The 20,957-nt window shown below is 34.5% G+C and carries 24 protein-coding genes and 1 pseudogene; 17 read left to right on the top strand and 8 right to left on the bottom strand.

Going from position 1 to position 20,957, the window contains the following annotated elements:
• Positions 1 to 167 precede the first annotated feature (167 nt).
• From F0362_RS16805 to F0362_RS16795, 3 genes and pseudogenes are all read left to right on the top strand, one after another.
• A complete protein-coding gene (locus F0362_RS16805; RefSeq protein WP_000758026.1) occupies positions 168 to 1,367 on the top strand; it encodes a multidrug effflux MFS transporter in 1,200 nt (399 codons plus the stop codon).
• 113 nt (positions 1,368 to 1,480) lie between these two features.
• Positions 1,481 to 2,185, top strand: a pseudogene (locus F0362_RS16800) (GNAT family N-acetyltransferase).
• Positions 2,186 to 2,702: 517 nt separating this feature from the next.
• Positions 2,703 to 4,094 (top strand): amino acid permease, encoded by a 1,392-nt coding sequence (locus F0362_RS16795; protein WP_001284434.1) that lies wholly within the window; start codon positions 2,703 to 2,705, stop codon positions 4,092 to 4,094.
• Between the two features lie 45 nt (positions 4,095 to 4,139).
• Here the strand turns inward: F0362_RS16795 and F0362_RS16790 are convergent, their stop codons facing one another.
• Positions 4,140 to 5,159: a zinc-binding alcohol dehydrogenase family protein gene (locus F0362_RS16790; RefSeq protein WP_000643755.1), complete on the bottom strand. Its 1,020-nt coding sequence runs from the start codon at positions 5,157 to 5,159 to the stop codon at positions 4,140 to 4,142.
• A gap of 182 nt (positions 5,160 to 5,341) precedes the next feature.
• Here F0362_RS16790 and aiiA point away from each other — a divergent pair, with 182 nt between their 5' ends.
• Complete coding sequence (aiiA, locus tag F0362_RS16785; protein WP_149889899.1) at positions 5,342 to 6,094, top strand: quorum-quenching N-acyl homoserine lactonase AiiA; 753 nt, start codon at positions 5,342 to 5,344, stop codon at positions 6,092 to 6,094.
• A gap of 40 nt (positions 6,095 to 6,134) precedes the next feature.
• On the opposite strand, the gene F0362_RS16780 is transcribed toward aiiA, so the two are convergent.
• The 3 genes from F0362_RS16780 to F0362_RS16770 form a co-directional block, all read right to left on the bottom strand.
• A complete protein-coding gene (locus F0362_RS16780; RefSeq protein WP_000901693.1) occupies positions 6,135 to 6,629 on the bottom strand; it encodes a hypothetical protein in 495 nt (164 codons plus the stop codon).
• Between the two features lie 89 nt (positions 6,630 to 6,718).
• The gene (locus F0362_RS16775) at positions 6,719 to 7,183 is read right to left on the bottom strand and encodes a DMT family transporter (protein ID WP_000965810.1); all 465 of its coding nucleotides are present in this window, start codon (positions 7,181 to 7,183) and stop codon (positions 6,719 to 6,721) included.
• A gap of 13 nt (positions 7,184 to 7,196) precedes the next feature.
• Positions 7,197 to 7,643: a DMT family transporter gene (locus F0362_RS16770; RefSeq protein WP_002155830.1), complete on the bottom strand. Its 447-nt coding sequence runs from the start codon at positions 7,641 to 7,643 to the stop codon at positions 7,197 to 7,199.
• 108 nt (positions 7,644 to 7,751) lie between these two features.
• Here F0362_RS16770 and yeiL point away from each other — a divergent pair, with 108 nt between their 5' ends.
• The 4 genes from yeiL (at position 7,752) to F0362_RS16750 (ending at position 10,534) form a co-directional block, all read left to right on the top strand.
• Positions 7,752 to 8,444: a transcriptional regulator YeiL gene (gene yeiL, locus F0362_RS16765; RefSeq protein ID WP_016091224.1), complete on the top strand. Its 693-nt coding sequence runs from the start codon at positions 7,752 to 7,754 to the stop codon at positions 8,442 to 8,444.
• Between the two features lie 13 nt (positions 8,445 to 8,457).
• The gene (locus tag F0362_RS16760; RefSeq protein ID WP_000632408.1) at positions 8,458 to 8,811 is read left to right on the top strand and encodes a glyoxalase superfamily protein; all 354 of its coding nucleotides are present in this window, start codon (positions 8,458 to 8,460) and stop codon (positions 8,809 to 8,811) included.
• A 150-nt stretch (positions 8,812 to 8,961) separates the two neighbouring features.
• Entirely contained in the window at positions 8,962 to 10,005 is a 1,044-nt protein-coding gene (locus F0362_RS16755) for a flavin-containing monooxygenase (protein WP_000653874.1), read from the top strand.
• A 280-nt stretch (positions 10,006 to 10,285) separates the two neighbouring features.
• Positions 10,286 to 10,534 (top strand): hypothetical protein, encoded by a 249-nt coding sequence (locus F0362_RS16750; RefSeq protein WP_000666948.1) that lies wholly within the window; start codon positions 10,286 to 10,288, stop codon positions 10,532 to 10,534.
• A gap of 36 nt (positions 10,535 to 10,570) precedes the next feature.
• On the opposite strand, the gene F0362_RS16745 is transcribed toward F0362_RS16750, so the two are convergent.
• Positions 10,571 to 11,608: a serine hydrolase domain-containing protein gene (locus tag F0362_RS16745; RefSeq protein WP_001050191.1), complete on the bottom strand. Its 1,038-nt coding sequence runs from the start codon at positions 11,606 to 11,608 to the stop codon at positions 10,571 to 10,573.
• Positions 11,609 to 11,708: 100 nt separating this feature from the next.
• Positions 11,709 to 11,903 (bottom strand): hypothetical protein, encoded by a 195-nt coding sequence (locus tag F0362_RS16740; RefSeq protein WP_000819659.1) that lies wholly within the window; start codon positions 11,901 to 11,903, stop codon positions 11,709 to 11,711.
• Positions 11,904 to 12,036: 133 nt separating this feature from the next.
• On the opposite strand from F0362_RS16740, the gene F0362_RS16735 reads away from it, so the two are divergent.
• Positions 12,037 to 12,318, top strand: coding sequence for a hypothetical protein (locus F0362_RS16735; protein WP_000397728.1), 282 nt, complete (start codon positions 12,037 to 12,039; stop codon positions 12,316 to 12,318).
• 29 nt (positions 12,319 to 12,347) lie between these two features.
• On the opposite strand, the gene F0362_RS16730 is transcribed toward F0362_RS16735, so the two are convergent.
• A complete protein-coding gene (locus F0362_RS16730) occupies positions 12,348 to 12,638 on the bottom strand; it encodes a DUF3784 domain-containing protein (protein WP_000171769.1) in 291 nt (96 codons plus the stop codon).
• A 124-nt stretch (positions 12,639 to 12,762) separates the two neighbouring features.
• Here F0362_RS16730 and F0362_RS16725 point away from each other — a divergent pair, with 124 nt between their 5' ends.
• The 8 genes from F0362_RS16725 to F0362_RS16690 all read left to right on the top strand — a co-directional run bounded on the left by F0362_RS16725 (position 12,763) and on the right by F0362_RS16690 (position 19,811).
• Positions 12,763 to 13,044 carry a MazG nucleotide pyrophosphohydrolase domain-containing protein gene (locus tag F0362_RS16725; RefSeq protein ID WP_001028133.1) on the top strand — a complete coding sequence of 94 codons (282 nt, stop codon included), beginning with the start codon at positions 12,763 to 12,765 and terminating at the stop codon, positions 13,042 to 13,044.
• A gap of 34 nt (positions 13,045 to 13,078) precedes the next feature.
• Positions 13,079 to 13,816 (top strand): glycoside hydrolase family 25 protein, encoded by a 738-nt coding sequence (locus F0362_RS16720; protein WP_000739854.1) that lies wholly within the window; start codon positions 13,079 to 13,081, stop codon positions 13,814 to 13,816.
• 136 nt (positions 13,817 to 13,952) lie between these two features.
• Positions 13,953 to 14,726, top strand: coding sequence for a BcII family subclass B1 metallo-beta-lactamase (bla2, locus tag F0362_RS16715; protein WP_000742460.1), 774 nt, complete (start codon positions 13,953 to 13,955; stop codon positions 14,724 to 14,726).
• 740 nt (positions 14,727 to 15,466) lie between these two features.
• A complete protein-coding gene (gene hcp, locus F0362_RS16710; protein WP_002093521.1) occupies positions 15,467 to 16,753 on the top strand; it encodes a hydroxylamine reductase in 1,287 nt (428 codons plus the stop codon).
• A gap of 486 nt (positions 16,754 to 17,239) precedes the next feature.
• Positions 17,240 to 17,560 carry a PadR family transcriptional regulator gene (locus tag F0362_RS16705; protein WP_000429488.1) on the top strand — a complete coding sequence of 107 codons (321 nt, stop codon included), beginning with the start codon at positions 17,240 to 17,242 and terminating at the stop codon, positions 17,558 to 17,560.
• A 75-nt stretch (positions 17,561 to 17,635) separates the two neighbouring features.
• Positions 17,636 to 17,977, top strand: a complete 342-nt coding sequence (locus tag F0362_RS16700) for a DUF1048 domain-containing protein (protein ID WP_000891987.1) — start codon at positions 17,636 to 17,638, stop codon at positions 17,975 to 17,977.
• Between the two features lie 322 nt (positions 17,978 to 18,299).
• Positions 18,300 to 19,061: an ABC transporter ATP-binding protein gene (locus F0362_RS16695; RefSeq protein WP_149889898.1), complete on the top strand. Its 762-nt coding sequence runs from the start codon at positions 18,300 to 18,302 to the stop codon at positions 19,059 to 19,061.
• Positions 19,062 to 19,811: an ABC transporter permease gene (locus F0362_RS16690; protein WP_000837814.1), complete on the top strand. Its 750-nt coding sequence runs from the start codon at positions 19,062 to 19,064 to the stop codon at positions 19,809 to 19,811.
• A 165-nt stretch (positions 19,812 to 19,976) separates the two neighbouring features.
• On the opposite strand, the gene F0362_RS16685 is transcribed toward F0362_RS16690, so the two are convergent.
• On the bottom strand, positions 19,977 to 20,939 hold the full coding sequence (locus F0362_RS16685) for a helix-turn-helix transcriptional regulator (protein ID WP_000755055.1): 963 nt from the start codon (positions 20,937 to 20,939) through the stop codon (positions 19,977 to 19,979).
• Positions 20,940 to 20,957: the final 18 nt, after the last annotated feature.

Here is a 20,957-nt window from a genome sequence, read left to right as displayed (position 1 = left end):
TTTAAAAATCAATGTTAATATTACCCTCCTATAAGTATTAACATACGTAATTGAGGTGTTTTCTTTGTTGTTTTATGATCGGATTTCTATAATGGCCCCTCCTGTTCCGTAGCTTAGGAAAGTCTTTTTATTTCTGAGATTTTCAAAGTTATAGGAGGGTATGAAAAATGAAAAAAGTCTCAGTACCATCACTTTGGTTAATGATTATTCTTGTGGCATTTCCGCAAATTAGTGAAACAATTTATACACCGTCTTTACCAGACATTTCAAAGGCGTTACATGTAAGTAATAATGAGGTGCAGTTAACGCTTAGTGTTTATTTTGCTGGATTTGCTTTAGGTGTATTTTTTATTGGATGGTTATCCGATATAATTGGTCGTCGCCCGGCGATGTTACTTGGAATTGTCATATATGGCGCGGGGAGCTTCTTATGCTTTATTGCAAGTTCCATTGAATTTTTATTGTTAAGTCGTTTTATTCAGGCGTTTGGAGCAAGTGCAGGATCAGTTGTGACGCAAACGATTCTTCGTGAAAGTGTAGAAGGGCATAAACGTCACGTTATGTTTGCTCAAATTTCGGCAGTCATTGCTTTTACACCAGCAATAGGACCGTTAATTGGTGGCTTTCTTGATCAAATGTTTGGATTTAAAATAGTATTTTTAAGTTTAGTAGTTATGAGTATCGGAATTTTGCTGTATACGTTTGTTTCTCTTCCAGAAACAAAAACGGGTGCAGTAACGGATAAAATAAATGTGTTTTCTGTTTTAAAACGGTTGATTACAAATCCGAAAGTAGTAACATATGGGCTATTAATTGGAGGAGCGAATGGCGTTTTATTTAGCTATTATGCAGAAGCGCCGTTTATCTTTATTGAATACTTTAAGTTATCGCCTAGTATGTACGGATTTCTAGGAATTGTTGTTGCTTCCGCTTCTATTATTGGGGCGAAATTTTCAAAGCGGTTACTTACCACTTATAAACCAGAGAAAATTATATATATCGGTTGTTTTGTAATGACAGGTGGAGCAGTCGCTTTATCTATTATTACTTCAGTTGGATCAAATCCAAACATAATATATATGATTGGATTTTTAGTAGCGATGTTTATATTGCTATTAGGAATTGGGGTAGCATTACCTAACTGTTTAAGTTTAGCATTAGTAGATTTTCAAGATGTCATTGGTACAGCTGGAGCATTGTTTAGCTTAGGGTACTATATAATAGTGACGGTGACAATTTGGGGAATGAGTCAACTTCATACGGGCTCGTTACTGGTGATGCCACTTTATTTTCTAGCTATTGTAGCTATCATGTTGGTGTTTACTAAGGTGTTTATTGTTGGTAAACGAGTTGAAAAAGCAGTTTAATTATGTATTAGGAAAAGAGTCTCATTGGAAAATGAGGCTCTTTTTTATTATTTTTTAATAAGTTATTAGAATAGTGTTAAAATTAAATTAATTAAAAAGAAAGAAGGTACAATATGAACGGTCTAAATGTTAAAGCAACTACACAAGAAGATTTACAACAAATTTTAAAACTATGTACAATTTATGATCAAGCCATTTACGGTGAAGTTGATACAACGGTAGAGGATATTACGAACTCATGGAAAGGTATTGATGTTAGTAAAAGTTCTTACGTTGTTATGAATGAAGAAGAAATAATTGCTTATGGTATTTTGACAGGGAGTGAAAGACAGTTTCCATCTGCTGTACTTATTCATTCTAATTATATGAATCAAGGTATTGAACAAATAATATGGTCAAAGCTTGAAGGGCGGGCTAAGGAGCTTGTTAGTAATTCGTCTCGCTTGAATGGCAAGATTGTAACACAAGCAAATAATTTCTATGAGGAAAAAATGTTAGAAGACGCTGGTTTTATTCCAACTCGTATTTGGTGGATGATGGGAGATTACATCAAGCTTTTAATGAAGCCTTTGCGGAGCACTGAAATTACGCATCTAGGTGTAAGATGTTCTAAGCGGAAACAAGGGTTAGGATTATCACTATTAAACCATGCATTTAGTCAATTGTACGAAGAAGGGACTTTAAAAGTTCAACTGAATGTAGATTCTGAAAATATTACAGGCGCACCTCGCGTATATGAAGCAGCTGGAATGGAAGTACAGAGTAAATTTGTTCGCTTTGATAAGGAGGTCCTTGCTAAGGGTGTATATGGTATGTAACTTTACTAATATATTGTATTCTTGTTTGAGATGTTAATAGAGTGTTTAAAAAGTATGAAAATAAATTTTGAAAATGGTAGTAGCAATAGGAATGAAATTCTTTTAAAATACGTTATCAACTATAAAGATTGAAGTACATGAGATGTGAAACCGAGGAAGATATGCTCTCCTCGGTTATTTATATTGTAATAATATTCATATCGGAACCATTTTGAATAGATGTATTTTATTGCTAATTCAGTTAAAAATTAAACATAATTATGCATATTAATTTATTGAAAAAATAATTGAATTTTTCAGATAAATGAATTAATATAAAATAAGTAATTTTAAGATTTATAGAATATTGGAAGATGAAAGGTTTTGAGAATTTTGTAAGAGGCAAAAAACGATTTTAGGATAGCTTTAAAGCTAGTGTAAAATGACGTTTGCTTCATCATTTTCAGGCCAAAAGGAATTAGGGGAAAGCATCTTATTTTAAAATGCGGCTATGAATCATCTAAGAGGGGGAAGTGAAGTGGCAAACAAAGAATTGAAAAGAGGTTTAGAAGCACGTCATATTCAAATGATTGCTTTAGGCGGAACAATTGGTGTTGGTTTGTTTATGGGTTCAGCTAGCACGATTAAGTGGACAGGTCCGTCAGTAATGCTTGCCTATGCAATTGCAGGTATTTTTATCTTCTTCATCATGCGTGCCATGGGAGAAATGTTGTATATGGAGCCAAGTACAGGTTCATTTGCGACGTTCGGTCATAAGTATATTCACCCGTTAGCTGGTTATATGACAGCGTGGAGTAACTGGTTCCAGTGGGTTATCGTTGGGATGTCAGAGATTATCGCAGTTGGAGCGTATATGCAATATTGGTTCCCAGGTCTACCGGCTTGGATACCAGGTGTGATTGCAATGGTTATTCTTGGTGCAGCTAACTTAATTTCTGTTAAGTCATTTGGTGAATTTGAATTTTGGTTTGCGATGATTAAAATCGTTACGATTTTATTAATGATTATTGCTGGATTTGGCCTTATTTTCTTCGGAATTGGTAACGGCGGAGAAGCGATTGGCATATCTAATCTTTGGTCAAATGGCGGTTTCTTTACAGGTGGTTTTTCAGGATTCTTCTTTGCATTATCACTTGTAGTTGGAGCATATCAAGGTGTGGAATTAATTGGGATCACTGCTGGTGAAGCGAAAGATCCGAAGAAGACACTTACAAGAGCGATTCAAAGTACAATTTGGCGTATTTTAATATTCTATATTGGTGCTATTTTCGTTATTGTAACTGTGTATCCGTGGGATCAATTAAGTACAATTGGTAGTCCGTTCGTGGCAACTTTTGCGAAGGTTGGTATTACGGCAGCAGCTGGACTTATTAACTTCGTTGTTATTACAGCGGCGATGTCTGGCTGTAATAGTGGTATTTATAGTGCTGGACGTATGCTGTATACGTTAGGTGTAAATGGACAAGCACCGAAATACTTTACGAAAATTTCTAGTAACGGTGTTCCATTATTTGGTACAGTTGGTGTAATAATTGGTTTAGCGGTTGGTGTAGTTTTAAGTTATATTGCGCCAAAAAACTTATTTGTATATGTGTATAGTGCGAGTGTACTTCCAGGTATGGTACCATGGTTCGTCATTTTAATTAGTCAAATTCGTTTTAGAAAAGAAAAAGGGGCAGAGATGAAAGATCATCCGTTCAAAATGCCATTTGCTCCTGTTACAAACTATTTAACGATTGCCTTTTTAATTATGGTATTAATCGGAATGTGGTTTAACGATGATACTCGTATCTCACTAGTTGTAGGTATTGTTTTCTTAGCTATCGTTACAATTAGTTTCTATGCTTTCGGAATAGGGAAGCGAGCGCCATTAGATACTCAAAATGATCAAGAGATTTCAAGTAAATAAAGGTAAAAAAAGTCCGATTTCTTCTTTAGAAATCGGACTTTTTTATTAAAACTTCTCTAATACAATCTTCCCAATTGTACGTCCACTCTCAAGTAATGCATGTGCTTTCTTTAAGTTTTCAGCGTTAATTGGTGCTAATGTTTCATTTAAAGTGGTCTTTAAAATACCTTCATCTAATAATTCGCTCACTTTATTTAATAGTTCATGCTGCGTAATCATATCACCAGTTTCATACATCGGCTTTGTGAACATAAACTCCCAAACAAAGGTCGCACTTTTACTTTTTAGAATGCCCATTTCAAGAGGATGTTCATTTTCTACGATAGAGCAAATTTTACCTTGTGGTTTAATTACTTCACCTATACCATGCCAATGCTGATCTGTATTATTTAAGCAGAAAATATAATCTACATCGTTGAATCCAAGGCTTTGTAGTTGCTCTTTTAAAGGTTTATGATGGTTAATTGTATGGTCAGCTCCAAAGTTTTTCACCCATTCTATCGTTTCATCGCGAGACGCAGTTGCGATTACATTTAATCCAGCCCATTTCGCAAGCTGAATTGCGATTGAACCGACACCACCAGCTCCGCCGATAATTAAAATGTTTTTAAATGTATTTTCGCTTTTCTTAGCGTAATTAATGCCTAAACGCTCGAATAAACCTTCCCACGCCGTAATAGCTGTTAAAGGAATTGCGGCAGATTCAGTATCACTTAAAGTTTTAGGTTTTTTACCAACGATTCTTTCATCGACTAGGTGGTATTCACTATATGTACCTTGTCTCGTAATACTTCCAGCGTAAAACACTTCATCGCCTTCTTTAAATAACGTACAACCTTCGCCAGTTTGTACGACAACACCACTAGCATCCCAGCCAAGTATTTTCGCTACATCTTCTTTTTTATCTTTCGGAGAGCGAACTTTTGCATCAACTGGATTAACGGAAATCGCGTTAATTTTAACAAGTATATCTCTTCCTACGGCAACAGGTCTTTCAACTTCAATATCAATTAAACTGTTTTCTTCTTCAATAGGTAAGTATTCATGTAAACCAATTGCTTTCATTTGTAGTCCCTCCATTAAAGTAAGAATCATTTACTCCTTTATTATAGATGGTGAAATGCTGTTATGTAAAAAGTACATTTTTTTGTATGCTGGAATGAAAGAGTAGAAGGAGTTTATTTCTAAAAAGTAGAATTTTTTACTGTATTGTTTTATTCAAAACGAAATGTAAAGGTGGATACATAATGACGGTAAAGAAGCTTTATTTCGTGCCAGCTGGTCGTTGTATGTTAGATCATTCTTCTGTTAATAGTACGCTCACACCGGGGGATTTATTAAACTTACCAGTATGGTGTTATTTATTGGAGACAGAAGAAGGGCTAATTTTAGTAGATACAGGTATGCCAGAAAGTGCGGTTAATAATGAAAATTTATTTGACGGTACATTTGTTGAAGGGCAGATTTTACCGAAAATGACTGAAGAAGATAGGATCGTGAATATTTTAAAACGCGTTGGTTATGAGCCGGAAGACCTTCTTTATATTATTAGTTCTCACTTGCATTTTGATCATGCAGGGGGAAATGGTGCTTTTACAAATACACCGATTCTTGTGCAACGTGCTGAATATGAGACGGCACAACATAGTGAAGAATATTTGAAAGAATGTATATTGCCGAATTTAAACTACAAAATCATTGAAGGGGATTATGAAGTCGTACCAGGTGTTCAATTATTGTATACGCCAGGACATACTCCAGGACATCAGTCACTATTCATTGAGACGGAAAACTCTGGCCCAGTGTTATTAACGATTGATGCATCGTATACGAAAGAGAATTTTGAAGATGAAGTGCCGTTCGCGGGGGTTGATTCGGAATTAGCTTTATCTTCAATTAAGCGTTTAAAAGAAATTGTTAGGAAAGAGAATCCAATTGTTTTCTTTGGACATGATATAGAACAGGAAAAGAGCTGTAAAGTGTTCCCGGAATATATATAGTGCAAAAAGTCATGAGCTTACGTGCTCATGACTTTTTTGTTTAAATAATTTTTTTAAATAAGTTATAAACCTTTTTTGAACTACCTTCATTTAATTGATAGTACGTAAGGTTTACATCATCAGGAGTATCTTGCCGAGCAATCATCACTTCGTTACTATGATGGTCAACTACCCATATGAAATATTTTTTATAAGTTCCATCTTCGAAAGTAATCCACATATCACAATCTATTAAATCTGATCCTTCTTCATCTAATGTTAATTTTCCTTTTTTGGCGGTATCCATACTGTTAATAAACGTTTTTACTTCATCTGTTTTTGTAAGAAAGATATCCTTTTTTGTTTTAATTGACTCGACATGTATATCTTTTATTTCCTGTTTTCCTAAAAAGACAGGGGGCTCATTTGGGTCCCTTTGAGTTGAAATGATAGTAGCTTTCTTTTTCGGTTTATTTGCAGTATAGAGATCTTGAATAGATTTCCCCGAGTTTATAAACCATACAATTCCACAAATAATTAATACGCTACCTAGCAATAAAATAACTTTTTTAATAGGGTTTTCTCCTCTCTATTATTTCGTGTGAAGAGCTTTTCTATTAATATATGATAGGTAAGCGTAAAGTATTATAGTTGAACTTGGTTATGCTTCACAGTTTTTATCGGGCGATCTATGAGTAAATTGTAAGTGAGCCCAATTAATACGAAAATGCCACCGATAACTTTACCGATTGAGAGTTCATTTGTCAGGAAGAAATCAATAATAGTCCCCGCAAATAATTGTCCGATAAAGATGAGTAATGTTAAATAAAAGGCTGATATTTTAGGAGTAATATAGTTGGATAATGAAATAACGATAACGCCTACTAATCCGCCTAAGTATACAGCGATAGGAATGGATTGCAACGTATGAATTGGAATATAAAATGAATCTGAACTGAAAATTAAAAATAGAGCGGAGAAAAATAATCCAGTAATATAATTGAAAAAGGTCCCTTCCCAATTGCCAATTTCCTTTGCTAAATTCGCGTTAATAATTCTAGCAACAACGATAGAAACACCAGCTAAAATAGCGATAGTAATATATAACATTTTCTTGCCTCCATTAATAAATTGTCATGATTATAATTCCGGAAGAGATGAAGCATAATCCAATTAGTTTTTTCTTTTCAAACTTTGCAACCTTCATTCCTAATAAACCGAAATGGTCAATAACGATGGAAGCAATAGATTGACCGAGTAAACTTAATGCGATCGTAATAGAGGCACCAAGGACGGAGAAACTTATATTATTAAAAAGAACAGTGAATACCCCAATCGCTCCAGCACTATATAAAAAAAGTGGAATACTTTTATTAAAATGAATTTTATTTTTGTTTATGATTAAAATGAAGATAACTGCAATTAAACCGACAAGGTGAATGACAACGCTCGCTGTGTACTTGCCAATTAATTCAGATAAAATCCCGTTCAGTGGAAGCATAACGGCGATGAGCACACCAATAAAGACAGAAAGAAAGTTATACAATGTAATATCCCCTTTAATTTTCATATTTGTAATGACTGTATCATGCTGAAATTGTGTATTGTTATGACATATGTCATAGTGGAAGAAGAAAATTTTGATTACAATGGGGATGAGTTGTAAAGGTGGGGGACTATGAAGAAAGTATGTAATTCTATTAAATTAGCAGAGTATATGAAGCAAAATAATATTGATTCATTTTTTAGTCATGATATGAAGCCATATATGGAACTTATATTTTTTAAAAAGAATGAGTTTATTTGTAGAGAAAATGAAGAGATAGATTATTTATATTTCTTTGTTGAAGGAAAAGCAAAAGCGTTTAACACATTAAGTAACGGGAAATCGGTATTATTATGTTTTTACGATAGTTTGCAGTTACTTGGAGATGTGGAGTTAATTCATTCTCAAAGAATCACTTCAAACGTACAAGTGATGGCAGATTCGTATTGTGTGGGGTTACCTTTAGGAAAAGTGAGAAATAAGCTATTTCATGATGCGAAATTTTTAAGATGTATTTGCGGATCATTAGCACATAAATTAAACCGACTTTCAAAAAACAGTACAATTAATTTATTGTATCCGCTTGAAAATAGACTTGCGAGTTACATGTTAGCAGCAGGGGAACGAGCAGTTCAGCATGAAAATAGAATTGTATTTAGTGGGAATTTAACGGAAATAGCGGAATTGTTAGGAACGAGCTATCGGCATTTGTTGCGAACATTAAATATTTTTTGTGATAAAGAGATAATAAAGAAGAACGATGGATGCTATGAAGTAGTAAACGTGGATGTTTTGAGAGAATTGGCAGCAGATGTTTATAAATAGGAGGAGAGTATAAATGATAACACCTATATTTAGAATTTTTGATATTGAAAAAGCAAAACTATTTTACTTAGGTTTTTTAGGATTTAAACTGGATTGGGAACATCGGTATGAGGAAAATAGGCCATTATATTTGCAAATTTCGTTACAGGATGCTGTGATACATTTATCAGAACATCATGGTGATGCCTCACCAGGTGGTGCGATTCGGATCAAAATAGATGATGTAAAGGATTATCATTCTGTATTATTAAGTAAAGAATATGCTTATTCGAAGCCGAATATAGAAAAAACACCTTGGGGTACAATTGAATTAACTGTAATTGATCCGTTTTCAAATAGAATTACACTGTACGAGGAAAAATTGTAGAAATGGAATGAAGAGTAGTTCATAGAGCAGTGAACTGCTCTTTTTTATTTTGAGTAGATATTGAATCATATAAAAAGAAAATGTTATGATTATGGAAACGTATGAATATATGAACAAGTATTCATATGTTTAAGAAGAGGAGGGATTAGAATGAAAGATCTAATTATTATTGGGGCGGGTCAAGCTGGATTAACAATGGGATATTACTTGAAGCAAGAAGGGTATAATTTTTTATTACTTGAGGCAGGAAAACGAGTTGGTGATTCATGGAGAAATCGATATGATTCTTTGCAGCTTTTTACCTCAAGGTCTTACAGCAGCTTGCCGGGCATGACGTTAATAGGTGAAAAAAATGAATTTCCATGTAAAGATGAAATTGCAACTTATTTAGAAGAATATGCAAGACATTTTCAATTACCGGTACAATTACAAACGGAAGTTCTAAAAATAAAGAAAGAAAAAGAAATATTTGAATTACATACTCCTACAGAAATTTTACAAACGAAAAAAGTTATTATTGCATCAGGTGGTTTTCAGCAACCATTTATTCCCTCAGTTTCAGCAAATCTATCATCACATATTTTTCAAATACATTCATCACAATATAGATCATCATCGCAAATTCCACAGGGGAAGGCACTTGTAGTAGGTGGCGGAAATTCAGGAATGCAAATAGCAGTAGAACTTGCAAAAACGCATGAAGTTACGGTATCTATTAGTCATCCTATAACGTTTTTACCGTTACAACTTTTTGGAAAAAGTATTTTTAATCTGCTAGAAAAAGTGGGTTTATTGTACGCTGAAATAAATACAAAGAGGGGAAGATGGTTTCAGAAGAGAAAGGACCCTATTTTCGGTTTTGAAGGTAAGAAACTTATTCGTAATGGAGCAATCAAACTGCAAGAAAAAGTAGTAAGTGCATCAGGAAATAACATTATGTTTCAGAATGGTGATACTTATAGTGCAGAAAGCGTTATATGGTCAACTGGTTTTGTACAAAATTATAATTGGATTGAAATTGAACAGGCAGTGAATGAGAAAGGATTTCCTAATCATATAAAGGGAATCAGTCCAGTAAAAGGATTGTATTATATCGGTTTACCATGGCAATCTCAAAGGGGGTCCGCACTTATTTGTGGTGTAGGAAAGGATGCAGCGTATGTACTTTCTGAAATCAAAAAAATAGATCAGTAGCAGCAACTACTGATCATCCATATGTACATGAATTAGGAGAGGTCAAACATTTATTAACTTTATTATAATAGATTTTCATAGAATTAAAAACTGAAAATTCAAATTTAATGTTGAGAAAGTTTTTTGTATCGAAATATATGAAAAAATAGGGATTTTTATTAAAACAGAAAAAGATATTTCTATTTTAGTAAATTATGATATAGTCTAAATAAGCGTGTTTTTCCATAAATGTAATTATTTTCATTGTAGTTTTGTTTATATGAGGGAAGGAGAAGTAATTATGAAGTTTGATGATCAACGCTTACTAGGAGTCCGATTAGGTTCTGTACTTGTGACAGAGGAAAATCAATATTTAGTAATTAAGAAAAAAGATCATTATGCACTGTTAAATATACATAATTTAGAATGCACACATGTTGAAGTGCAGTTAGAACATTTGGAAGAAATGTTGCGGGAAGATTTCCAAGAAAGTATAACGGAGATTATCGCACCAGAACATATAAAAATTGTTGCGAAAAATGTTATATAGATAAAGAAGCTGGAAGGAACAGCTTCTTTATTTTCATTATAAGGATAACGTTTTCACAACCTCACCAATGATCCCTTCCATTTGATGAACACCTAAATCGGAATTAGTCATAATAACAGCACCATTCCCGCAGTATGGATAACAAACCATCATACATTGAAATCCAACGCCCCATCCGAGTGAATAAACCTGTAATTTTCCATTAGAATCATCTAGAAAAACACCTAATCCAGTCCATTTTGAGCAACCTTGAGGAGAAATCATGTCTATTACTAATTTTTGAGAAAGTTTTAGTTTGCCCTTTCCTTGTAAGGAATGAATGATTTCAATAACTAAAGCTGATAAGTCAGTTGGTGTTGTCCAAATGCCTGAAGCAGCTGCGAATGGATAAAATGGAAATCTCTCATTTGCTACAGTTCCATCTTTATTATGGCCGCAAGCAAAAACATCAGTTTTATCTATGTCTTTTGGAGAGAAGAGTGTACTATTTTTCATTTGTAGTGGCTGGAAGATATGTTCTTCTAATAACTGATTAAATGATTTTCCTGTAATATCTTCTAGTAGTAGCTCGATTATACAAAAGTTTGCGTCCGAGTAATGAAATTCACTTTCTGGTTTATAAGCTACTTCTATAGGTACGGGGCAATATAGTGTTTTACCGGAAAGGAGCTCAGACATATTAGGTAATCCTTTTGCAGGTGTATAATGTTCAAAACTATTAGGTGGATCAATGAGTCCAGATTGATGGCTTAATAAGTTTCTCGAAGTGATGCTTTTTTGTGAAGTAAATAGATTGGTAGGAATGTTCCAAGATGTGAGTTTATCATTTACGTCTTCATCTAAATATACGATACCTTGCTCTGATAATGTTAGTACGAGCATTGTAGTGATGAATTTGCTGATAGAGCAAGAATTAAAGAGAGAATTTGTAGTAACAGCTCTAGTTGTTCCAGCTTCAAGTGTTCCAAAGGCAGTCGCTTCATCTAGTTTGCCATTACGTATAACAGCGAGGCTTAAACCTGCAACGGAATATTGATTCATTTTTTCGTATATATTGCTACTTTTTAAGTTCATGGTGACTCCTTTCTTTAAAGACAGAATATTATTTTTATTATACAGTAGTAAAAAAAAGAAAACACTTCGTCATTCACCAATGAAGTGTTTTCTTTTTTAGTTAGTTTGAAGTGAACTTTTGAAAAAATTTGTCTCGGTACATGTACATAACCCATGAGATTGTTATTAAAAAAATAATGATTTGTTTGTTTTTAATTGGTGCATTGAAAACAAGCCAACCAACTATATCAAATAATAAATGTAGCACGATTGAAAGAACTACAAATTGAAGTAACGTATTTAAAAATCTTTTCATAAAGTGTCCCCCTAAAATAATAGGTTTTATTAACAGTTTGATATAGTAGTATTATACATTAAATGTTTGGTATGGTAAAATTTACATAATTTAGTGAAATAAAACAAATGAAAGTTAGTAAGGGGGAACATTCATGGAATTCTGGATGGTTATACCGATAGTAGCCTTTGGTTTCATTTATATCGCTGAAAAATTAACTACAATTGAAAAGAAAAATGATGCGCGTTTAAAGAGAATTGAAGATAGATTACAATTAATTACGAAAGAAATGGGAATTATAGAAAGAGAACCTGAAATTAATAAAGAACTACGCCAGCTTGTAGAAGAAGGCAAAAAAATTACAGCAGTTAAGAGAGTAAGAGAAGCTTTTGGTTTTTCCTTACTAGAAGCGAAGCAATATGTTGATAAATTATAAAAAAGATCATCCATTTGGGTGATCTTTTTTCACTGCACCATGCGTGTATTTACATAAGCGGCGATAATAAAGTGTCCAATTATAATGATAGGAATAACGATCGTGACATTAGGAGTAGTGAAGACACTACCGATTGTGGCAATGACACCAGCAACTAAATTATAAAGACCAACTATTTTTGATAACTTCACTTTATCAGGCACGCGGCGTTCGTTGAATCCTGATAAGAGCCAAGTGTATTGTTTTACTCCAATGAAATAAGCTAGTGCAAATGAAAGGATTGCCACTATGAATAATGATGGGGAAGCGAAGAGAGTCATTGCAAACACCTCCGTTAATGGGCTATAAATAAATTATAGTCCGAATGTTATAATTTAACAAAATATAATTTTGGTTTTAAGTATAATAGAAAAATGGAGTATTGGTAATGAGGGGAGATTAAGTATGAATATTGTGGAGTTTCAGAGGTATGTATCAAATTTCAGTAAAGAAAAAGGATTTCAAGATACAACAATTGAAGAGCGCACCATATATACGATGGCGGAATTAGGTGAATTAGCGGAAGTCATATTAAAGCGTGATACAATACAAGATGCGAAAAGAGAGATCGGTTTAGAAATGTTTGATGTAATTTGGAATGTATGTGATTTAGCAAATAAATTAAATGTTGATTTAGAGAAGGCGTTTGAAGAAAAAATGAAAATTAATAAAAAGCGTGAATGGTAAGTAGAATTTTAATTTGTAAAGATGGGTGATATGAATGAAAAAGAATCTTTTTATAGGAGGAATCTTTACTTTAATTAGTGTAATAAGTGTTGTCGTTTACTTAGTTTTTCAAGGCATATTCATTCCGAATCAAATAAGTGCTGATAAGTATGAAATAAAAGGTGTAGATGTCGCATCGTATCAAGGGGATATAGATTGGAGAGAGTTGGAAAAGCAAAATATGAAGTTTGCGTTTATAAAGGCGACTGAAGGAAGCTCGTTTGTGGATGAGTACTTTTCGAAAAATTGGACGAATGCGAATAAGACAGATATGCGCATCGGAGCGTATCATTTTTTTAGTTTCGATAGTAAGGGTGAAACACAAGCAGAGCAATTTATACGAACTGTTCCAAAATATAAACAAGCACTGCCACCCGTAATTGATGTTGAGTTTTACGCTAACAAAAAAGATAATCCGCCTAAGCGTGAAGATGTTGCGAAAGAGTTGTCGGTCATGATTGAAATGCTAGAAAAACATTACGGTAAGAAAGTAATATTGTATGCAACTCAAGAGGCATATGATTTGTATATAAAGGATGGGTATCCCAAATGTGATATATGGATTCGTAGTGTTCTTACAAAAACAAGTTTATCTGATGAGAGAAAATGGACGTTTTGGCAATACACGAATCGTGGGAAATTAAGCGGTTATAATGGAAAAGAAAAGTATATTGATTTGAATGTATTTTATGGGAATGAGGAAGAGTTTGAGAATTATGGAGTGAAAGGTTAAGTTTTAAAGCGTACAACATTTTGTACGCTTTTTTATTATTTCTAAAAAAATATGTAAGACATGATGGAACAAAGATTGGAGATGAATTGTCTAATATAGGTAATAACTATTTAGTTTGAAAGGAAGGATGGAGAAAATGAAAAAGAATACATTATTAAAATTAGGGGTATGTGTTAGTTTACTAGGAATAACTCAATTTATTAGTACAATTTCTTCTGTGAAAGCAGAACAAAAGCTAGAGCAAAAAGTAATAAAAAATGAGACGGGAACTATTTCAATATCTCAGTTAAACAAAAATGTATGGGTTCATACGGAGTTAGGTTATTTTAATGGAGAAGCGGTTCCTTCGAACGGTCTAGTTCTTACTACTTCTAAAGGATTAGTACTTGTTGATTCTTCTTGGGATGACAAATTAACGAAGGAATTGATCGAGATGGTAGAAAAGAAATTTAAGAAGCGGGTAACGGATGTCATTATTACACATGCGCACGCTGATCGAATTGGCGGAATAACAACGTTGAAAGAAAGAGGCATTAAAGCACATAGTACAGCATTAACTGCGGAACTAGCAAAGAAAAGTGGATATGAAGAGCCACTTGGAGATTTACAAACAATTACGAGTTTGAAGTTTGGCAATACAAAAGTAGAAACGTTCTATCCAGGGAAAGGACATACAGAAGATAATATTGTTGTTTGGTTGCCACAATATCAAATTTTAGCTGGAGGCTGTTTAGTAAAATCTGCGGAAGCAAAAGATTTAGGAAATGTGGCGGATGCGTACGTAAATGAATGGTCTGTATCGATTGGAAATGTATTGAAACGATATAAAAATATGAATTCTGTCGTACCTGGTCATGGTGATGTAGGGGACAAAGGGTTACTTTTACATACATTGGATTTACTAAAATAAGACATAGTTAGAAGAAAGAGAGGAGAAATAATTTTCTCCTCTCTTTCTTCTAACTATATTTAAATGCTGAATTTGTCGATTATGCCAGCATATATTACTGAGATTTTAATTCCAAGTATACAAATACTAGTACCGTCATAATTGCAATAACAACGTAAGTAGCATCAAGCATTATAAGTGTTTTTAAAGTTTCAGTCATCCTAATTCACCCCTGCTATAAAAATATAACATGATCTTTTTATCAATCAGATAAGAGATCACAAAGATACAATATACATGAAATTTCTTAAGTAGGTTCTATTTAAATATATCATATAAATAATGTAAATAATGTTAAGATAGTGTAAATGTATTGTAAATAAAAAGGTTTACAATAAAGACTTTAATAAAAAATGACAGTTCCTTAAAATTAAAAATACGCTCTTCTTTCTATTGAATGATAGAAAGAAGAGCGTATTTTTATATCTATTTTCATATGTGATGAATTGCAACTATTTGTACAAGGGATTCAAAAATTTTTTTCGTTGTATATATTTCTCCAAATTAATTATTTAGCTATTTAAAAGTATCGAAAGATGTGGACACACTAATGTATATTTTTTAGTGTCAATAAAAATATTATGTCAACAATATGAACTGTCACAAATCTTTATATATTATTGTGATTGATATCACATCACTTTTTTTCAATGGGTATTATGCTTAAGGTGTAATGAATGATTGGGAGAGGGTGGGATGATATGTTTTGTTATCAATGTGAACAAACGCCAACAGGCGGATGTAAAGTAATGGGTGTTTGTGGAAAGAATGAAACGATTGCTAGTTTACAAGACACGATTGTGTTTGGGCTAAAAGGAATTGCGGCTTATCGTACTCATGCTGCTCAGCTAGGGTATACGGATGCATTTGTAGATGCTACAACACAAGAAGCTTTATATATGACATTAACAAATTCTAATTTTAACGAACAAGAGCATATTGATATGGCTATGAAAGTTGGGAAATCAGCTTTACGGGTGATGGAGTTATTGGATGAGGCACATACGAATCATTTTGGTGTGCCAGAGCCTGTACAAATTACACAAAATCGTGTAGAAGGTAAAGCAATTGTAGTTACGGGTCATAATTTATTTGCATTAGAAGAACTATTAAAGCAAACAGAAGGAAAAGACATTAATATTTATACGCATTCTGAAATGCTACCAGCACACGGATACCCGCAGCTGAAAAAATATAAACATTTAAAAGGAAACATCGGTAAGGCATGGTATGATCAAAGACGCCTTTTTGAAAAATTTACTGGTGCCATATTAGCTACAACGAACTGTGTTATGCCAATTAAAGGCTCGTACTCTGATCGATTCTTTTCATATGACATTGCAGGCTTAGAGGGTATACAAAAAATTGAAAATGATGATTTTACACCATTAATTCAAAAAACGCTAGAACTTCCAGAAGTACATATGGAGTCGGATGAACAGTTAGTTACAGGGTTTCATCATAATACAGTATTATCATTAGCTCCAGAAATTATTGATGCAGTAAAAGAAGGGAAAATAAAGCGTTTCTTTGTTATCGCCGGTTGTGATGCACCGGGAAAAGGCGGAGAATATTATCGTGAATTAGCAACGTCACTTCCGCCAGAAACGGTTATTTTAACAACTTCTTGTGGGAAATTCCGCTTTAATGATGTGGATTACGGTGTTGTACCTGGCACGGAAATTCCGCGTTACATTGACTTAGGACAATGTAACAACTCCATTTCTACAGTGAAAATAGCGGCTGCTTTAGCAGATGCTTTTCAATGTGAAGTGAACGAATTGCCAGTAAGTATTGTCCTATCATGGTTTGAACAAAAAGCAGTTGCCATTTTGCTCGGGCTATTTAGTCTTGGAATTCAAGATATTCGCATCGGTCCAAAGGCTCCTGAATTTATTTCACCTGGCGTACTTGATGTATTACAAGAAACATTCGGTTTAAAACTGATTACAAATGCAGCAGAAGATATGGCTATGATGTTATCGTAATAAAAAATGATCTGTCTTATTAATAAGAAGAGCTAGCCATATTCATTAACTTTGGTATAGTATAGCGCCCCAAAATAAAAATGTAGAATTTTTGTTTTGGGGTATTTTCTTTTCTTAGTGGGATAGGTATGGGGCAAAATAAAAAAAGAAAATAGGCTGTATCGAATAGGTAATAGTTGATTTTAGAAAAAATATAAAAATCGAGTTGACATTCATCACTACTTAGTCATACAATGTACTTGTAATAAGCAATACTGAGTAGTGTTGTTTCTCAAAATATTTGCAGTAGACAATAGGTAATAGCGGATTTTAGAAAAAATTTGAAAATCAGTTGACATCTATCACTACTTAGTCATACAATGTAGATGTAATAAGTGATACTGAATAGTATGAATTCAAAAAAACCACTCAGTAAAAAATTCGCCTTAGTACTCTGTAATACTGAATATAAGTCAGACAGAATAGGGGGTAAAGGAGGATCAGGACATGGAAAATTTAACTGAAATGCTGAAAGGTTCACTGGAAGGGTGTGTACTGGAAATCATTAGTCGCCGTGAAACGTATGGCTATGAGATTACCCGCCACCTGAATGATCTTGGGTTTACCGAAGTTGTGGAAGGTACGGTGTATACCATCCTCGTACGATTAGAGAAGAAAAAGCTTGTGAATATTGAAAAGAAACCATCAGATATGGGACCGCCTCGTAAGTTTTATTCATTAAATGAAGAAGGCCGCCAGGAGCTTGAATTGTTTTGGAAAAAATGGGATTTTGTATCGTCAAAAATTAACGTCTTGAAGTCAAAATAGGTTCATAAGATAAAATGTTCCGGCCGATACTTTGGGAATTTCTTGCTCGGTTTTATAAAAAAGGAGGAAAATAAGATGTTAGAAATGTTTAAAAAGTTAATTGGTGATAAAAAAGAGTACAAAATGATGATGGCACGAGTTGAGGCTCTGCCAGAGGACTACCAATTTGTATTTAAGAAAATTCAAAACTACATGTGGAATTTCTCAGCGGGTAACGGGATGGATATGTTACACATACAGTATGAATTAATCGATTTGTTCGAAGCGGGTGCAGCGGAAGGAAGACAAGTGCTTGACATTACTGGGGATGACGTGGCATCCTTTGCTGACGAACTAGTGGCAAACGCTAAAACTTACGTCTCCAAGTATCGTGAAGATTTGAATGAAAGTATTATGACGAAATTGAGAAAAAAATAAATGGAATAAGTAATACCGACTGATTAGCTGGTTACACATATGAATTGCCACCATAGCTATTCAGTTATATTTTTAACTCAGTACTAAGTAATACAGAATATCAGTGATACTAAATAGGTAGAGGTAAATAAATTATCTTCGCAAAACATTTTTATCCCGCATTAACGGGCAGTAAGACCCCCACCTCAAAATTCAGCGTAAGCAAAGAAGTTAGGTCGGGGATCAATTGCCCGTAAAAGCCCGATTGATTCAACTAATAATCAGTGGGGGATGAACAAAACCCCCACTGATTAAAGTTTCACTTTATAGGGAGGAAAAAAGTATGAGTAATGCAGCGATTTCTATAAAAGGCTTGAAAAAATCCTTTAAAGACAAGGAAGTTTTAAAAGGGGTAGATTTTGAGGTGCAGCGTGGAGAAATTTTCGCGCTGCTAGGCTCAAATGGAGCGGGAAAGACAACAACGGTCAACATCCTTTCGACGCTAATGAAGCAAGATGGCGGTGAAGTAAGCATTTGCGGATTTGATGTACAGCGTCAACCAGATCATGTTCGTCAAAGTATCAGTTTGACAGGGCAGTTCGCAGCTTTAGACGGTATGCTTACTGGGAGGGAAAACTTGATAATGATCGCCAAGTTACGTGGTGTTTCCAATCCCGCTCAAGTTGCTGACAATCTACTTGCAAGATTTAGCCTGACTGATGCGGCAAACCAAAGGGCAGATCAGTATTCAGGCGGAATGAAGCGCCGGCTTGATATCGCGATGAATTTGATTGGAGCGCCAGCAATTATTTTTCTTGACGAACCAACGACTGGACTTGATCCTGAAGCGCGAATCGAAGTGTGGGATACAGTTAAGGAACTTGCCAGTAGCGGTACAACTATTTTGCTTACGACTCAGTACTTGGAGGAAGCAGAACAACTGGCAGACCGTATCGCTATTTTGCATGGCGGAAAAATTATTACGACAGGTACTCTTGCTGAACTAAAAGAGATGTTCCCACCGGCAAAAGTGGAGTATATCGAAAAGCAACCGACATTGGAAGAAATCTTCCTTGCGATTATCGGTAAAAAGGAGGAGATGTAAATGAAAAGTAAAACTGGTGTATTACTAGGTCGTTTAATGCGTAACATTATGCGCAGTCCGGATACAATTATTACGGTAGCGATTACACCGATTATGATGATGCTATTATTTGTCTACGTGTTTGGCGGCGCAATAAAAACAGGAACGGAAAATTACGTCAATTATTTATTGCCGGGAATTTTGCTAATGGCTATCGCATCCGGTGTAGCTTACACTTCCGTGCGACTATTTACGGATGTAAAGAGTGGGCTGATGGCACGTTTCATTACGATGCCTATTAAGCGCTCATCTATATTGTGGGCCCACGTTTTAACCTCTCTTGTTGCTAATGTACTTACTATCGTGGTGGTTATTCTTGTTGCACTCTTAATGGGCTTTCGTTCCAGCGCTAATATTCTAGATTGGCTTGCAGTAGCTGGGATACTAGGGATGTTTACGTTGGCGCTAACATGGCTAGCTATCATTCCAGGATTGAAAGCGAAGTCTATGGAAGGGGCGACTGCTTACTCGTACCCGCTAGTTTTTCTTCCATTTATTAGTTCGGCCTTTGTCCCTACCGAAACGATGCCAAAAATTGTTCGTGCGTTCGCTGAGAACCAGCCTGTGACTTCAATTGTGAATGCGATTCGTGCTCTATTATATGAAGGAACTGTTGGAAACGATATTTGGATTGCCCTCGCTTGGTGCGTCGGAATCATGGTTATTGCTTACTTCTTTGCTAGTAAAGCATTTAAACGTCAGTTAGGGTAAGAAACGAGATAAACGAAACCTTCAGGAATAATATATACGTTTAGAAAAGCACGGGAGATTTTCCGTGCTTTTATTATTTTTCATGCTCTCATTGTAGTAAATGAAATGGTATTTAAAAATAGGATGATTGTCCAGTGATAAAGCTTAATATTTGAGGCTCACTGCTTATGGAATATATAAGCACACTCGTTTTTGTAAATCTGCTAATACTTCATCGGGTATTTCCCTGATTTTAATATCCTTCCCTAGGAAAAGTAGCCAATTTGTTATTTCCGTCACTTCATCGGGATTGTTAACATTGATAAAAGTTTTTAAAATGGCTGTAGACTGGTAAGGATTTGTATAAGATATTGATCCTTTTAAAGGATGGTATTTTTTGAACTGGGCAATCGCTTTTGGTCCAAGTTCAAGTACCAAGTTGATTATTTCGTCCTTCTTACTTAGTTTTTCTAAAATCTTTTTCTTATTTAGCCTTTTTTTCGTCGTGTATGGTTCGATATTGGTGAGGTCATCGACAGGAAACATTATCTTCTTTTCTTCTTTTAAGTCAAACCCTTCAATGATCCAATGGCTTTTTTCTTGATAAAGGTGTAGTAGATAAATTGGATAAGATTTGATTTCCTTTTCTTCTTTGATGGTAATCAATAAATGGTTATCCAAAAGAAGGAGTTGAATGAGTTTTTCTAACATAGGATGGGGGAGGTCAGAAAGCTCAAGTAGATCGGGATTATGAGGGTTAGTCCCTTCAAACAGCAAGAGTTGATTTAAAAGAACAAGGTCATCTTGCTGGGTTTCTGAAATGAGTCCTAGTAGTTTTTCTGCTAATGACTGACGACTTTTTAGATAGGGAAGTTGTTGATTCCTCGTAGCCATAAAGGCAATAAAAAGAGCTTTCACTTCATTATCAGTAAAGCGAACAACGGGCAGGATAGAGTTATGCATAACAAAATATCCTCCGGTCCTTCCAACTTCAGCGACAAGTGGCATCCCCATAGCTTCAATTTCTCTAATGTCTCTAATAGCTGTCGATCGTGAGATGTTAAATTCTCGTATGATTTCAGAAATTGTAAAGTGGGAGCGGTTGTTGATATACCGCATAATTGTATTAATCCGTTCGACTTTTTTCATTTTGGTCTCCTAAACAGT

This window comes from Bacillus sp. BS98 (assembly GCF_008432245.1).
Classification (GTDB): domain Bacteria; phylum Bacillota; class Bacilli; order Bacillales; family Bacillaceae_G; genus Bacillus_A; species Bacillus_A toyonensis.
The sequence above is the reverse complement of the archived record's forward strand: the minus strand, read 5'-3'. Positions and strand labels throughout refer to the sequence as shown.

Excerpts from the sequence above, each read along its gene's own strand:
- yeiL (WP_016091224.1), top strand. The coding sequence starts at position 7,752 with ATGAAGAAAGTATGTAATTCTATTAAATTAGCAGAGTATATGAAGCAA.
- F0362_RS16745 (WP_001050191.1), bottom strand. The coding sequence starts at position 11,608 with ATGAACTTAAAAAGTAGCAATATATACGAAAAAATGAATCAATATTCC.
- F0362_RS16775 (WP_000965810.1), bottom strand. The coding sequence starts at position 7,183 with ATGTTATATATTACTATCGCTATTTTAGCTGGTGTTTCTATCGTTGTT.
- hcp (WP_002093521.1), top strand. The coding sequence starts at position 15,467 with ATGTTTTGTTATCAATGTGAACAAACGCCAACAGGCGGATGTAAAGTA.
- F0362_RS16805 (WP_000758026.1), top strand. The coding sequence starts at position 168 with ATGAAAAAAGTCTCAGTACCATCACTTTGGTTAATGATTATTCTTGTG.
- bla2 (WP_000742460.1), top strand. The coding sequence starts at position 13,953 with ATGAAAAAGAATACATTATTAAAATTAGGGGTATGTGTTAGTTTACTA.
- F0362_RS16740 (WP_000819659.1), bottom strand. The coding sequence starts at position 11,903 with ATGAAAAGATTTTTAAATACGTTACTTCAATTTGTAGTTCTTTCAATC.
- F0362_RS16720 (WP_000739854.1), top strand. The coding sequence starts at position 13,079 with ATGAAAAAGAATCTTTTTATAGGAGGAATCTTTACTTTAATTAGTGTA.
- F0362_RS16700 (WP_000891987.1), top strand. The coding sequence starts at position 17,636 with ATGTTAGAAATGTTTAAAAAGTTAATTGGTGATAAAAAAGAGTACAAA.
- F0362_RS16770 (WP_002155830.1), bottom strand. The coding sequence starts at position 7,643 with ATGAAAATTAAAGGGGATATTACATTGTATAACTTTCTTTCTGTCTTT.
- F0362_RS16690 (WP_000837814.1), top strand. The coding sequence starts at position 19,062 with ATGAAAAGTAAAACTGGTGTATTACTAGGTCGTTTAATGCGTAACATT.
- F0362_RS16755 (WP_000653874.1), top strand. The coding sequence starts at position 8,962 with ATGAAAGATCTAATTATTATTGGGGCGGGTCAAGCTGGATTAACAATG.
- F0362_RS16750 (WP_000666948.1), top strand. The coding sequence starts at position 10,286 with ATGAAGTTTGATGATCAACGCTTACTAGGAGTCCGATTAGGTTCTGTA.
- F0362_RS16705 (WP_000429488.1), top strand. The coding sequence starts at position 17,240 with ATGGAAAATTTAACTGAAATGCTGAAAGGTTCACTGGAAGGGTGTGTA.
- F0362_RS16695 (WP_149889898.1), top strand. The coding sequence starts at position 18,300 with ATGAGTAATGCAGCGATTTCTATAAAAGGCTTGAAAAAATCCTTTAAA.
- F0362_RS16725 (WP_001028133.1), top strand. The coding sequence starts at position 12,763 with ATGAATATTGTGGAGTTTCAGAGGTATGTATCAAATTTCAGTAAAGAA.
- F0362_RS16790 (WP_000643755.1), bottom strand. The coding sequence starts at position 5,159 with ATGAAAGCAATTGGTTTACATGAATACTTACCTATTGAAGAAGAAAAC.
- F0362_RS16685 (WP_000755055.1), bottom strand. The coding sequence starts at position 20,939 with ATGAAAAAAGTCGAACGGATTAATACAATTATGCGGTATATCAACAAC.
- F0362_RS16730 (WP_000171769.1), bottom strand. The coding sequence starts at position 12,638 with ATGACTCTCTTCGCTTCCCCATCATTATTCATAGTGGCAATCCTTTCA.
- F0362_RS16760 (WP_000632408.1), top strand. The coding sequence starts at position 8,458 with ATGATAACACCTATATTTAGAATTTTTGATATTGAAAAAGCAAAACTA.
- aiiA (WP_149889899.1), top strand. The coding sequence starts at position 5,342 with ATGACGGTAAAGAAGCTTTATTTCGTGCCAGCTGGTCGTTGTATGTTA.
- F0362_RS16735 (WP_000397728.1), top strand. The coding sequence starts at position 12,037 with ATGGAATTCTGGATGGTTATACCGATAGTAGCCTTTGGTTTCATTTAT.